This is a genomic window from Fontisubflavum oceani (assembly GCF_030407165.1).
Taxonomy (GTDB): domain Bacteria; phylum Pseudomonadota; class Alphaproteobacteria; order Rhodobacterales; family Rhodobacteraceae; genus Rhodophyticola; species Rhodophyticola oceani.
The window spans coordinates 2,170,545-2,183,371 of record NZ_CP129111.1 but is presented as its reverse complement, the minus strand read 5'-3'; the positions used below and the strand labels follow the sequence as shown (position 1 = coordinate 2,183,371).

General features: G+C 56.3%; 13 protein-coding genes, 1 tRNA gene and 1 pseudogene. All 15 read right to left on the bottom strand.

The genetic code is table 11. From position 1 onward, the window contains the following. Positions 1–136: 136 nt before the first annotated feature. The 15 genes and pseudogenes from QTA57_RS11205 to hisD all read right to left on the bottom strand — a co-directional run bounded on the left by QTA57_RS11205 (position 137) and on the right by hisD (position 12,811). Entirely contained in the window at positions 137–508 is a 372-nt protein-coding gene (locus QTA57_RS11205) for a hypothetical protein (RefSeq protein WP_290151498.1), read from the bottom strand. A gap of 267 nt (positions 509–775) precedes the next feature. After that, positions 776–3,046 (bottom strand): Eco57I restriction-modification methylase domain-containing protein, encoded by a 2,271-nt coding sequence (locus tag QTA57_RS11200; protein ID WP_290151496.1) that lies wholly within the window; start codon positions 3,044–3,046, stop codon positions 776–778. A 51-nt stretch (positions 3,047–3,097) separates the two neighbouring features. Continuing rightward, the gene (locus QTA57_RS11195) at positions 3,098–4,669 is read right to left on the bottom strand and encodes a type IIG restriction enzyme/methyltransferase (protein WP_290151495.1); all 1,572 of its coding nucleotides are present in this window, start codon (positions 4,667–4,669) and stop codon (positions 3,098–3,100) included. Between the two features lie 285 nt (positions 4,670–4,954). Next, a complete protein-coding gene (locus QTA57_RS11190; RefSeq protein WP_290151494.1) occupies positions 4,955–6,223 on the bottom strand; it encodes a tyrosine-type recombinase/integrase in 1,269 nt (422 codons plus the stop codon). A gap of 96 nt (positions 6,224–6,319) precedes the next feature. After that, positions 6,320–6,394 (bottom strand) — tRNA-Phe (locus tag QTA57_RS11185). 109 nt (positions 6,395–6,503) lie between these two features. Beyond that, complete coding sequence (locus QTA57_RS11180) at positions 6,504–6,698, bottom strand: DNA gyrase inhibitor YacG (protein ID WP_290151493.1); 195 nt, start codon at positions 6,696–6,698, stop codon at positions 6,504–6,506. Then, positions 6,695–7,740 (bottom strand): annotated as a pseudogene (locus tag QTA57_RS11175) (ribonuclease E/G). Before QTA57_RS11175 ends, QTA57_RS11180 begins: the two are co-directional and overlap by 4 nt. Then, the gene (locus QTA57_RS11170; RefSeq protein WP_290151491.1) at positions 7,737–8,312 is read right to left on the bottom strand and encodes a Maf family protein; all 576 of its coding nucleotides are present in this window, start codon (positions 8,310–8,312) and stop codon (positions 7,737–7,739) included. The pseudogene QTA57_RS11175 and the gene QTA57_RS11170 overlap by 4 nt, the downstream one beginning before the upstream one ends. 58 nt (positions 8,313–8,370) lie before the next feature. After that, on the bottom strand, positions 8,371–8,589 hold the full coding sequence (gene infA / locus QTA57_RS11165; protein WP_011455993.1) for a translation initiation factor IF-1: 219 nt from the start codon (positions 8,587–8,589) through the stop codon (positions 8,371–8,373). A gap of 69 nt (positions 8,590–8,658) precedes the next feature. Then, on the bottom strand, positions 8,659–9,555 hold the full coding sequence (locus QTA57_RS11160) for a carbon-nitrogen hydrolase family protein (protein ID WP_290151487.1): 897 nt from the start codon (positions 9,553–9,555) through the stop codon (positions 8,659–8,661). Next, positions 9,552–10,139: a GNAT family N-acetyltransferase gene (locus tag QTA57_RS11155; protein ID WP_290151486.1), complete on the bottom strand. Its 588-nt coding sequence runs from the start codon at positions 10,137–10,139 to the stop codon at positions 9,552–9,554. Before QTA57_RS11155 ends, QTA57_RS11160 begins: the two co-directional genes overlap by 4 nt. Further along, entirely contained in the window at positions 10,136–10,534 is a 399-nt protein-coding gene (locus QTA57_RS11150; protein WP_290151485.1) for a ketosteroid isomerase-related protein, read from the bottom strand. The genes QTA57_RS11155 and QTA57_RS11150 overlap by 4 nt, the downstream gene beginning before the upstream one ends. Continuing rightward, on the bottom strand, positions 10,531–10,932 hold the full coding sequence (locus QTA57_RS11145; RefSeq protein ID WP_253261192.1) for an arsenate-mycothiol transferase ArsC: 402 nt from the start codon (positions 10,930–10,932) through the stop codon (positions 10,531–10,533). Before QTA57_RS11145 ends, QTA57_RS11150 begins: the two co-directional genes overlap by 4 nt. 68 nt (positions 10,933–11,000) lie before the next feature. After that, the gene (locus tag QTA57_RS11140; protein WP_145207873.1) at positions 11,001–11,483 is read right to left on the bottom strand and encodes a UPF0262 family protein; all 483 of its coding nucleotides are present in this window, start codon (positions 11,481–11,483) and stop codon (positions 11,001–11,003) included. After that, positions 11,483–12,811, bottom strand: a complete 1,329-nt coding sequence (gene hisD / locus QTA57_RS11135) for a histidinol dehydrogenase (protein WP_290151484.1) — start codon at positions 12,809–12,811, stop codon at positions 11,483–11,485. Before hisD ends, QTA57_RS11140 begins: the two co-directional genes overlap by 1 nt. Between the last annotated feature and the right edge of the window lie 16 nt (positions 12,812–12,827).

The window sequence follows — 12,827 nt, the reverse complement described above, 5'->3', positions numbered from 1 at the left end:
CCTTCGGGTTTATACACAAAAATGGTAATTGTCGCCACGCTACACCCACACGGCACTTTTACCATTTTTAGAGCGCTATGGGGGGTATCCTCGCTGTAAAGGCAAGCGGCCTGAAGACAGCCGCTTGCCCGTTTTATTACTTTGCGAAGCGGCTACGAATGTCGGCAGCCGCAGCCTCAAGCACCTTGTCCAGCTTCCCGTCAGACGCAAGCGCCTTGAGCTTGGCAAGGTTATCGATGACGTCCTTCTCGTCAGCACACTTGATCGCCTTCATGCCCGGGGCCAACTTAATCGCCGACCGGCCATAGCGGGGCGAGACAAACCACTCCCCGGCCTCGGACTGCCACACCCAACCACGGCCCCGAGCGCCCTTGCCGCTGCCGTCCTCGGTCAGCGAGGTCAGTTGCTTGTCGATTGCTGAGATGAACTTCATCCGGCGCTGGTGAACCGGACTGGTCGTCTTCGGTCGCTCTACCGCTTCCAGCTTGAACTGTTTCTCTAGCGTCATGGCATACTCCTTTGCTATGACGCCGGGGTCACTTGGAACGTGGTCAGGCTCAACGGGCTTGTAAGCATGCTATTATCGAGAGAGGTCTGGGATGCCGTTAATCTCGATGCCTGCAATGCTCGAGAGGCGCAGGAAGGGGACTTTGGAAACTCATAAAGTCTGGCGTGGTCCTCTCGCGAGTGCGGCCCAAAGCGGACTTTGGCGTCGACAGAGATGCCGCATTGCAATTTTCTGAAAGCGGTCATTGGAGTCACTTAAAGCACTTAGTCAGATAGCGTGTTCGATCACCTGTATTTCTTCTAAGCTCAGGTCATAGAGTTTGTAGATGGAGGCATTGATTGCCTCTTCGAGGCGCTGGATTTCCTCGGAGCACGCGGTTCCTGCTTTCTCTTTCACAATATCTGCCACCAGTGCAGAGATTGCCAAATCGTCTTCCTTGCTCACGGTTGCGGGGAGCGGAAACGGGTTGATGTAGTTGGTTTTCATTCTTCTGGCGTCACCCTGCAAGGTGTCGCCAGTATGCTTCAGGAACCACCAAAAAACGGCTGAGTTCAAAATAGCAGAAAACGTTTCGTAAGATAAGCCTGCGTTTTGGTGCTTCACAAAGCTGCACACTGTGGTCGAATGATAGATATTCGAAAAGTTTAGCGCGACATTTGCGTGATTTGAGCAGATTTCCATTGCTGTCAGCTTTGGTTGCTCAAATTTTGAAATATTGTTCTCTCGTAGGTACTGATAAATCTCTTTGGCTTTTTTCGCTTTACCACCTTCTCGCGCTTCAAAAGCCCCAGAATATTCGACAACAAATTTGTAAGTCAGTGGGTAGAAAGTTTTGAGAGTGTCAATATCTACAAGCTTCGCTTCACTGGACACAAGATAGGGAAAGAAAACAAGCCGGTCAGTTTCCAATGTTTCGAATCGATGCACATCCTTGCCCATCAAGAATGGTCGAAAAAGGTCTTTTTCCACCTCCATAACCTTTGAGGAGACTGGGGGCTTGTCTGTCTTTTGATCTGGATTAACCTGAATTTTATATGTTCCGGAAGTTTCGTCCAGTTTTTCAACCACATAAAGGGTATCACGGCTGGTTTGAATGCCTACAAATACAGATAGAATTTCGTTCAGTCGCACAGAGGACGAGTAAATCTTCTGAAAACATTCAAAGCCGGTCGGATCGTCAAAGAAAATCCACTGATTGCTACCATAAAGATCAGATGCAACTGCAACATCGTCGTAGCAAAGATCAGAATAGAGCGCTTCGTTCGCGAGTTCGTTCTCATAGTCGTCGGTCAGGTCGAACCTCTTGAAGCTGAATGTCTCTGATGGCTCATTGTTGAACAATGCGATGCATGTGTACGTAAGCGCGCTGTCGAAGACCTGATTGGCTCCAAAAAGCGTTATGTGCTTCATCGCCCGTGTGTTCATCAAATACTCACGTAGCGGAGCCCCGTTGGCGGAGTTGAAAAGCTTGTGCGGGAAGATGAAGATGTTGTTGTTGCCCTTGGGTTTAGCCAGTCGCACCGCCAGTTCGAAGAACAGGTTTGCTAGGTCGTAGGCACCGTGTGCGGTGCGGTAATCCCGCTCATAGAACTCTCGCTGTGCGGGCTGGGTGGCTTCGATCTCCTGGACCCGCATGTAGGGTGGGTTGGCGATAATGATGTCAAAGCCAACATATTTACCCTTTTCATCCAACACTTCAGGGAACTCGAACCGCCACTCCAAAGCTGCAAGAAACGTCTTATTTTGTAGTAGTTTCGCGCGTTTAGCATTCAGATCAGCGATCTTCTTCTGAATTGCATCAATTTTGGCGCCTTGCTCCGCTCGTTGTTCCTCTCCCAAAACGAACAGATCGGCCTGAGCTTCATCTGCCTTTAGCTGAGCGATAGTTGCATCAATTTCTTTTGTCAGACGCCCCATCGACTCTTCTTGAAAGCGCGTTTTCGCCTTGTCGATCTTCTCTTGCAGGTCGCGCTTTACAACCTTGTCTTTGGTAGTTTTGTAATCGCTCACAAGTTTGCGGTATTCTGTCACAGTCAGTTTAGCCTTGCTGAATGCATCTGAAAGGCTCTGATCCAACTTGAAACGAGACAGAAGTGAGTTACCGCATTTGATGTTGATGTCGATGTTCGGCAGCGTTTCGAGCTGAGATTCATGGCCGTCCCGATAATAAGCGCTCTTAAGCAGTTCGATCCAAAGTCTGAGCTGGCAAATGCGTACCGAGTTCGCGTTGATGTCCACGCCGAACAAGCAGTTTTCGATCAGCTTCTGCTTCTCATGGAAAAGGGTTTGTTGGACCTGCTGTAGGCGTTTTGGCACTTTGGTACCATGCACCTGATAAGCGAAGACTTCGTCTGTGTCCGCATTCACAATTATGAGCTCGTCGTTGTCCACCTCGACGACATAGTCAGACAAAATGTTGCCATCTGCATCGGCTAAGATGCCGAGCCGAGATTTGAGGGCAATCAGTTCATTGAGACATGAAACAAGGAAGTGACCCGATCCCACGGCTGGGTCACAGATCTTCAGATTGTCGATCACTGCGTTGTGACGCAGTGTTGCCGACTTGGATCGATCATCTGAAATGTTATTTCAAAGATCGTCCGTATCGGTGAGTGTCCAGCTTGGGTATTCCTTTTGAAAGGCTTCAAGGACGGTTTTCTCGATCACCTTTCGCGCCATGTACATCGTCACGTAGCCTGGCGTGAATATCGCGCCTTCTTTGTATCCATTTATCTTTTCAAAGATCAAACCAAGTACGGCAGCGTTGATAATGGTCTTGCTTTCCTCCTGAACATCCCCACCACCAACGGTTCCGAAGTCATATGCATCAAGAAAATCGAAGATATAGGACAGAGTTCCTTTCCTTCCTGAGGCGCGTCGGCCAGACGCATCACGAAGGACGGTTCGGCTGAACAATGGTGCGTCCAGTCCGTTAGTCAGGGAATTGATTCTGAAAGATTTTTCCAATTTGGTCAGTTCGAAGAGAGAACTGTTGAGGTAAGGCACCTTTTGGTATTTCGCCGCTATGAGCGGGGGCCGTTCAGACGGCGCAAAAGCAAGTACCTTGAAGAACAGGTCCGACAGATCATCAAAGTCGGCAACCATTGAAGTCGATAGAAACTTGTAGGCCGGGTCTTGACCGTGGAACTTGAAGATTTGGGCTTCTAGTAGCTTCAAGAAGAGTAGGCGGTTGACCCATGTAAGGCATAGTTCCAAGGCGATATTGAACTCGCGTTCATCGTTCGATGAACCGTAGGTCTGAATCATTGTCGGATCATTGAAGTCGTCTTCATACCTTATTTGGCTGATTGCATTCTCCAAAAGTGACCCAGGATTTCGCTTGGACGCTTCGAGGCGACCGATCACACGCTTTGCGCCTTCCTTACGTTCTTCCAGCCCGATGAGGTGAAGTAGCTCATCATAAAACGCCTTGTTCAGGCTGTTGCTATCGTTCGACAGTTCTTTAGCGATCAAGCCATGAGGGCCGAGAAGCTTGAATAGTTTGACGAACGCTTTGTCGTCGGCACCATCCTTTAGTTTCGTTTCGTAGCTCCTCAAGTCAATGTGGACGGCCTTAAGTTCGGCGTTACTGGCAGCGATGAATTTCGCAGCTATCTCCTTGTAAAAAAAGTCTGTGGTGCTATCGGACTTTTTTCCTGCGGCCCAGTCTTCGAAATCTTTTCGAAGCGCTTTGTTTTGATAAAAAGTTCTCTCAAAATCAGATGCTTCGAAGAGATACATCTCGAATTCTGTGCAGATTACTACGTGACGAATATCCGTATTGCCTGCGTGCCGCTCCCGGAAAAAGTATAGAATGAATTCGTGCAACGCCTTACGATTGATATCATCTTGTCGGATCATGTCAGCTTTGTTGAGTTCACGCTTGACCTCAAACAAGACTGCGGCGGAGCTGCCCCTACCGCCAGTCCGAATAACGAAGTCAATGTCACCAAATTGTTCAATCGTATGCGACGGTTGGTGAGTTGGTTTGAGTAGCTCCATAAAGTGGGTCTTGAGATTTTCTTCGGTTTCTTTGCTATCTATATGATCTAAGTATGATTTAAGATTTTGGGCAAACCTATCAACGTCAGCTCGTTTCGGTCTAAATGCTTTTAGACTTGGGGACAGCTTTTTCGAAATCGATTGTATATCTAGCTTCATCGCTAATTACCCTTGATGGTTTCCTAAGGCCCAAAGCCGTCCGTGCGCGTTGCCGCATTAGTTGCAGAGTTCGAGGCGATCTGGAAGCTTTCGAGAAAAAATAAGTGCTCAACAGAAACCCTCAGAACAAGACTTGCTACGTCTGCTTTTGAGCACGTTAGGAATTTATTCGCACTAGCAGCGAAAGTCGGCTTCCCGCCCGCCCTGCGGTTGCTTGGGTCTCAAGATGCAGTTGGAACATGTCCGCTTCGAGGCCATCGGATCAAAACCAGAGCCAATCAGCGCCTAAGGGTGTCTGTCATCTTCCAGAAACGACAGATGATCATCTTGTGATCGGTGAGGGGCCTTTGCCTTCGGCGGCGCCGTATGGAGGTTCTCGATCATCTCCTTCGAAGGCGCCATCCGCTTGAGGTAGAAGCGCTCCAGCTGATCGACGGACGTGCCAGCGTTCTGCGCCAGCGTATAGATGTTCACCTTGCCGTTGGAGCTGCGCAGACGGGCCTGAAGGGCGTAGTGGCGTAGGGAGTACGGGGACAGCTTGCGATCAGGGTCAACGAGATCAGCCTTCTCCAGGATATGATTGAACAGTCTGCGGGCCGTGTTGATCGCCGTGCGCCGGTTCGGATAGTCCGGCATCCAGACGTAGCTCTCCGGGTCTGGCTTGTCAGGAGAAGCCGGGTTTAGCGTGGCACCATACAACGCAACACCAAGCGGCATCGTCACACTGGATCGCCGACCGGTCTTTCCCGACCGGATGTTCATTTCCAGATAGTTCGGCTTGCTGTGTGCCTGGATATCTTTGTGCTTCAACCCGAACAACTCGCCCTCGGTTGGCCGCAGGAAGCTGTGCACAACGAACTTGAACATCTTGACGTGGTGCCCGGTGATCTGAACGCCACGAACCGTGTCACGGCATTTTGCACACTCGGCGGCGGCATTACAGAACCGCTTGTACTCACTATCGGTGAACGTGTGCCTGGGCGTGTCTTCGGTCTTGACCTTCGGCATCGGCGGCAAGGTTTGCATCAGCCCGTCCTCAACCGCCAATGTCAGAACCTTGCGGATGATGATCACATGTTTGGATTTCGTCGAACCGGCCAGCGGTTGATCCCGGTTCTCATCAAGGTGCAGCAGGTACTCACGGACCATGCCGGGCGTGATCTTCGTCACGTCATACTTGCCGAAGTAGGCAATCAGCCCGTCCTTCGAGCGGTTCAGCAGTTTGTTGTCCCCTTCCAGCCACTTGGACTTCCCCTTCTGCGCCGCCATCAGCACCTTGGCGTAGTGCTCAAAGCTCGTCGATTTCGTCAGCGCAAAAGGATCCTCTGCCCGGCTTCGATAGCCGTCCGCAAACTCTTCAGCGGACTTGATCGCTTCGAGACGGACGGTCTCTTTCGTCGACCGAACAACGTACTTGCCGAGCAACGGGTCTCGCAGGCGCAGATACCAAAATGGGCTTCGTCCTGTCTTGTAGATCGCAAGCCCCTTGCGCAGCTGCTTCTGCGACACGATTGAATCAATTGACTTTTTGGGTTTCGACGATGTGCGGGCCAAGCTTGCCGATCCTGAAGTGTAGAACTGTGTATAACTTATCAGGATCAGGCCGACGCCTCAACGAGGCCGATTTTATACATTAATATCAGAGTGTTATGGTGCCCGGGGGCGGAATCGAACCACCGACACGAGGATTTTCAATCCACTGCTCTACCCCTGAGCTACCCGGGCACGGGAAAACGGGGCGCGGTGGCCTCCGTTGGGTGCAGGCGTTCTAGGGGTTTGGGCGGGGGCTGTCCATAGGGCGCGGTGCAATTTTTTCACGACGCGCCAGAACACCTCAATGCGGACGATCCGGCGTGGTTTTCTGAGCGTTTTCCATGGCCTCAATCACCTCATCCACATCGTCGGGATCGGTCGAGGGCACCGCATAACTGCCGTTCAACCAGCGCCCTAAATCCACATCCGCACAGCGGCGCGAACAGAAGGGGCGGTATTTCGGATCGGTCTCTTTCGAGCAGATTGGGCAGGTCATCTTGGCCAAAGCTCCGTCAGGGGCCAGCGGTCGCGTTTGCGTTGCAGCTCAAAATGGCCAAGCGGGGTCCAGCCTGCAAGAGCCGTATCGGTGGCGTCGGCGCGGAAGGCGCGGCGGAGGGCATCTTCGAACTGTCGTCGGTCTTTCTTGGGCATCGGCGCAACATCAAGGGTGATCTGGCCGGCCAACCCTCGCAAGCGCAATTGCCGAGGCAGATCGCGAGCCAGAGCCAGATTGGCCTTCAAACCCGCCGCCAAAGACGTGTCGGCGCCGGTGTTCACATCGACCGCAACCAGCGCAGAGGTCGGCTCAATCATCGCGGTTGCCCCAGCAGACAGCCGGAGGGCGGGCGTCAGAAGGGCCTCAACCGCGTCCAAGACACCAAGATCGGCAAAACATTCGGGGCGCTCCAACACCTCATCGGGATCCGGCACAGCCCAATCCCGCCATGCCAGATGATGCGCATCTGGCGCGTCCAAAAGCAGTTCCGGCGCACCCTCGGCATCCCCGAGCATCGCCGCCGCCAGATCGCGCATCGCGGCGATGTCGCCCGATATCTCCTCATCGTCCACACCGTCCACCGCACTGCGGAGGATCAGCCCATGGCTCTCCGGCGCGCCTGCCATTGCCTCATGCGCGATTTCCAGCAGCCGCTCTCGCTCGGCCTCGTCCCGGATCGAGCGGGCAATGTTCACACCTGGCGCATCCGGCGTGATGATCGCATAGCGGCTCTTGAAGAGCAGGCGTGTGGTGACCGGCGTGGCTTTGCCGCCCTCGCCCAGCCCCGTGACCTGCACCAGGAGCGTCTGCCCTGGCGCCAACCCTTTGCCTTGGCGCAGAAACCCATTGCCATCGGGCAAGCGCAGCATCATCCCGCCCTGCCCTTTCAAAGGCCGATCGCAAACCGCGCGCAGAATCGCGCCCGGCGCGGGGGCGCGGCCTCATCCGGGTCCACGGCCAAGTCTTCCAGGCGCCCATCAACCATCAAGGCCGCCGCTTTCCGGCCCGCGACCTCGTCCAGCAGGACAATCCGGCCCTTCATCCCTGCCTCCAAACTGGCCAGCCCGCCGCCTGCAGCATTGTGGCGGTTTCGGCCAAGGGCAGGCCGACAATTGCGGAATGGCTCCCGCTGATCCAAGGGATGAACGCGCCGGCGGGACCTTGGATCGAGTATCCTCCCGCTTTGCCTTGCCAATCCCCGGTCGCGAGATAGCCATTCAATTCCACATCGCTGAGCCGCTTCATCTGCACCCGGCTTTCCACGCAGCGTTCCCAAATCTGCGCGCCTCGGCGGAGCGCCACCGCCGTAATTACCCGGTGCCGCCGCCCGGAGAGCGCCAGAAGAAACGCCGCCGCCTCGCCCGCATCGCGCGGTTTGCCCATGATCCGGCGGCCCATTGCCACGGTTGTGTCCGCGCAGAGCACCAAATCATCCGGCCCCGCTTGCACCGCCAGCGCCTTCTCCCGCGCCACCCGCGCGCAATAGGGGCGCGGCAACTCGCCAGACTCGGGATCTTCATCAATATCTGGGGCTTGGATCGCGTCCGGTGTAACGCCCAAAACCGCCAGAAGCTCTTTCCGGCGAGGGCTGCCCGATCCGAGGATCAGTCTCATATCGTGATCTCAGAACGCGCCCGAGGACCGGAGTCGGTCTTTCGGATCACGGTCATGCTTACTTGAAGCGATAGTTGATACGACCCTTGGTCAGGTCATATGGCGTCATTTCCACCTGAACCTTGTCGCCCGCCAGAACCCGAATTCGGTTCTTGCGCATCTTGCCTGCCGTATGTGCGATGATCTCATGGCCGTTCTCTAGCTCGACCCGGAATGTCGCATTTGGCAGGAGTTCCTTCACGACGCCGGGAAATTCGAGCATTTCTTCCTTGGCCATGGTCTCTCCTTGCTTAACGCCCCGCCCAATCTGCGGGTAGCGGCTAAATGCGCCTTGAGCAGCCGATTTTCAAGGCAAATCTGCGTCGGGCGGGATTTCTGGGCCAAGCGTGGCGCGCACGGCGCTCTCCGGCCAATGGGCCAAGTTGAAGACAGCCCCCTCGGCGCGGACCTTCGCGATCGCCGCCCGGTCGATCTCTGCCAGCACCCATCCCGGCGCATTCATTGCCCCTTCGGCGATGACACCGGTGGGCGGGAAGCCCAGATCGGGTGGTCCATAAATTGCGGCTGCGCCCACATTCTCGTCAACGGCGGGCGACCATGGCGCCGCGCCGACGGTTGGCGCATGGACCACAACACATTGATTTTCCAGGGCGCGCGCCATAGCACCGACCCGGACCCGGCTATAACCCGCCAGCGCATCGGTGCAGGACGGCGCGAGGATGATCTCCACCCCAGCTTCGGCCAGCGCCCGGCCCAAAAGCGGGAATTCGGCGTCATAACAAATCAGAATTCCGATCCGTCCTATCGGCGTCTCGAAGACTTGCAGCGGCCCGCCGGTCCGGACGTGCCAGACCTCCCGCTCAAACCGGGTCATGATCTGTTTATCCTGCACACCGATCAACCCGCCGGGCCCGATCAAATGCGCGCGATTAACTGGACGGTCATATTGATTAAAAACCGGGGCCGAGGCGGTCAGGATATGCACCCCGAACCGAGCGGCCAGGCGCATTTGCAGTGCCAGCGCGTCAGCCATCCGCCCGCTGACTGCAGACAGGCTCAGTTCCAGATCACCCGCCGCCTCCGGCCCGTCGATATAGGCCAGCTCCATCGCGCCATATTCCGGGAAGACCAGAAGCTCGGCCCCCCGCCCCGCCGCATCCGCCACCCAAGCCGAAATCTTCGCTTCATAAGCGGCCCAATCGGGCAGCGGGTCGATCGGATAGGCGGCGGCGGCTAATCTCATGTCAAAGCTTTCATCCAGAATTGCAGCGGCTTCTCGGTCTCCGCATCATCGCTGATATCGCGCCATTTGAAATGGGCAATTGCGCCGGGCACCGGGCTGTAGCCGCGTTTTCGCCAGAAGGGATCAAGCGGTCGATACCCTGCAGGGCGGCTTGGGTGGCTCTCTGGCCGGATCACACCGCAGAAGGCGGAAAACGGAAAGCCTTCTGCCTTGGCATAAGCTTCTCGCGCATCGAAGAAATGGTGTCCGACGCCATGGCCGCGATAGGCAGGAAACAAAACAGATTCAGCGCAGTAGAACACATCTTTGAAGTCGATATCCTGCCCGGCAAAGGCCGCTGCGAAATCATCGGCATGTTCGATGAGCGGCATGCCGGTGGCCGCCCCGACCATCTCCGTATCATCGAATGTGCCCACAACGATCACACCGGGCTTCACATAGCGCTGCAGATAGGCCCGCTCATAAGCCAGGTCACCATCATAAAGATACGGCCAATCCCGGAAGACGGTGATCCGGAGCCGGGCCAGGTCATCGATGATCTCGGCCACCTCCGCCCCGATGAACGTCTGATAGCGGAGGCTCATGCCGAGACTTGGCGCGTCCAGTCGGCCAAGTTGTAGTAGGTCACCACGCGCGCGATTTTACTCCCTGAAAGCGAGAAAAATGTCCCCGCTGGCAGGACATAAGTCTGCCCCCGCGCTTCGGGCAACCCGTCATCCGTTTCAAGATACCGGCCATGCACCGTGAACTCCACCGCCGCCCGGGTGCCATCTTCGGATCGCATCACCGCGATATCCTCAAGACGCTCCTGGTAACAGCGGTTCATATGGGCGCAAAACGCTTCGAACGCGTCTTTGCCGACCCGCACACCGCCCTCGTTCACATGATGGGCGACATCCTCGGTCAGGCAATCGAGCATTCCCGCAATATCGTCTGCGTTGAACGCTGCATAGTAGCGGGTGATCACATCCTGGCTCATGCCTGCTCCTCCGTTGGCGGGCCAAAGCGGGCCTGCATCTGGCTGATGATCTGGTCTCGGGTCTGGCGATAGGCCGCAAGTTTTGCCTCTCGCGTTTCCCCCAATCCGGTGGGGTCCATGATCGGCCAATACTCCACATCCAGGTGATAATGCCGCGTAAATTCAAGGGCTTTGCGCTGGCTGGCCGGTGACAAGGCGATAATCAGGTCGAAGCCCGACAGGTCATCACCCCATTCCTGCATCTCATCGAAACTGCGCACTTGATGGCGGGCCAGTTCAACCCCCATCTCATCGCAGACGGCGACGGCGAAGCCATCGATTTCCAACTCATGCTTCACCCCGGCCGACTGCACATAGGCCCGGTGGCCATAGAACTTCTTCATCAACCCTTCGGCCATCGGCGACCGCGTCGAATTATGATCGCAGCAGAACAAAACCGATTGGGGGAAGTCGTCGGACACCGTGCCTAGGCCCCGAAATGCAACACGCAGATCAGCGTGAAGAGCCGCCGTGCGGTATCCAGATCAAGCGCGGCTTTGCCCTCCAACCGCTCTTGCAACACACGGGCCCCCTCGTTGTGGATCCCCCGCCGCGCCATATCGATGGCCTCGATCTGGCTGGGGGGCAGCTTTTTCACCGCGTCGAAATAGCTTTCGCAGATTTGCCAGTAGTCTTTGACGACCTGCCGAAACGGGCTGAGCGAGAGGTGAAACTCCGCCGCCGCATCCCCGCCCTCGGTGGTTACGTCAAACACCAACCGCTTCTCGCGGATTGCGAGGGTCAGCCGGTAGGGTCCGGCGGGTACGTCGCGATCCTCGCGGGCAGGTAGGACGAAAGAGTTGTCCTCCAACAGGTCAAAAATCGCGACCTTCCGCTCCTGTTCGATCTCGGGCGTGGGGGCGGGCAAGCCGGTGGTGTCGATCTCAATATGGCATAAGTGCATTGTCATTACTCTGCGGGGCCTTCTTCCAACGGGCCTTCATTCAAACGGTCTAAACGGGCGCGCACGGACAGACCATGCGCCTCTAGGCTTTCGGATCGTGCCAGAGTTTCCGCCGCCGGGCCTATGGCGCGCAAAGCCGCAGGGGTCATTTCCGCCAAAGTGGTGCGTTTGAGGAAATCCATGACGCTGAGACCCGAGGAAAACCGGGCCGAGCGCGCCGTGGGCAGCACATGGTTCGGTCCACCGACATAGTCACCAATCGCTTCGGGCGTCCATTGGCCGAGGAAAATCGCGCCTGCATGTTTGATCTGCGCCGAGAGTGCTGTCGGGTCGGCAACGCAGAGTTCCAGATGTTCGGGCGCGACGCGGTTCGATAAGGCCGCCGCTTCCTCCAGATCGCGCACGATGATCACCGCGCCATAGTCGCGCCAGCTTGGGCCCGCAATCGCCCGCCGCTCCAGGCTTTCCAGCCGTTTTTCAACCGCTTGGGCCACTGCTTGGCCAAAACCGGCATCATCGGTGATCAGGATCGATTGCGCGCTTTCGTCATGTTCGGCTTGGCTCAGCAGATCGACCGCAATCCAATCGGGATCATTGTCCTGATCTGCAATCACCAGAATCTCGGACGGCCCCGCGATCATATCGATCCCAACCTTGCCGAAGACCCGCCGCTTGGCGGCGGCCACATAGGCATTGCCAGGTCCGGTAATTTTGTCGACCGGCGCGATAGTGTTGGTGCCATAGGCCATCGCGGCGATGGCCTGCGCACCGCCGATCCGATAAATCATCTCGACGCCGGACAGATGCGCGGCCAAGAGAACCAGAGGATTCACGACGCCATCGGGTGTCGGCGCGCAGATCACCAGCCGTTCGACGCCGGCCACCTGCGCCGGGATCGCGTTCATCAGCACCGAAGAGGGATAGCTCGCAAGCCCACCGGGCACATAAAGCCCGGCGGCGGAAACCGGCGTCCAACGCCAGCCAAGCCGCGCACCGCTCTCATCGGTCCAGCTCTGATCCTCGGGCATCTGACGCGCGTGATAGGCGCGGATACGGTCAGCGGCCAGTTCCAATGCGGCGCGTTCGTCGGTCGGCACCTGGTCGATGGCGTCAGCGATCTCCTCAGACGTGAAGGCCAGCGTCTCGGGCATCAACGCGAGGCGGTCAAACCGCTCGGTCAATTCGATGACCGCCTTATCCCCTCTGTCACGCACATCGCCGATGATCTCGGCCACGGCATCATCAACCTCGGGCGCATCCTCACGCTTCATCTCAAGAAGCGCTGCAAACCGCGTCTCAAAATCCGGGTCGGTGCTGTTCAGAAAAACCGGCATATCCCTGCCTCTATTG

Coding starts and splice junctions, on each gene's coding strand:
- QTA57_RS11205 (WP_290151498.1), bottom strand. CDS start 508: ATGACGCTAGAGAAACAGTTCAAGCTGGAAGCGGTAGAGCGACCGAAG.
- QTA57_RS11195 (WP_290151495.1), bottom strand. CDS start 4,669: ATGAAGCTAGATATACAATCGATTTCGAAAAAGCTGTCCCCAAGTCTA.
- QTA57_RS11180 (WP_290151493.1), bottom strand. CDS start 6,698: ATGACCTGCCCAATCTGCTCGAAAGAGACCGATCCGAAATACCGCCCC.
- QTA57_RS11170 (WP_290151491.1), bottom strand. CDS start 8,312: ATGAGACTGATCCTCGGATCGGGCAGCCCTCGCCGGAAAGAGCTTCTG.
- infA (WP_011455993.1), bottom strand. CDS start 8,589: ATGGCCAAGGAAGAAATGCTCGAATTTCCCGGCGTCGTGAAGGAACTC.
- QTA57_RS11160 (WP_290151487.1), bottom strand. CDS start 9,555: ATGAGATTAGCCGCCGCCGCCTATCCGATCGACCCGCTGCCCGATTGG.
- QTA57_RS11155 (WP_290151486.1), bottom strand. CDS start 10,139: ATGAGCCTCCGCTATCAGACGTTCATCGGGGCGGAGGTGGCCGAGATC.
- QTA57_RS11150 (WP_290151485.1), bottom strand. CDS start 10,534: ATGAGCCAGGATGTGATCACCCGCTACTATGCAGCGTTCAACGCAGAC.
- QTA57_RS11145 (WP_253261192.1), bottom strand. CDS start 10,932: ATGGCCGAAGGGTTGATGAAGAAGTTCTATGGCCACCGGGCCTATGTG.
- QTA57_RS11140 (WP_145207873.1), bottom strand. CDS start 11,483: ATGACAATGCACTTATGCCATATTGAGATCGACACCACCGGCTTGCCC.
- hisD (WP_290151484.1), bottom strand. CDS start 12,811: ATGCCGGTTTTTCTGAACAGCACCGACCCGGATTTTGAGACGCGGTTT.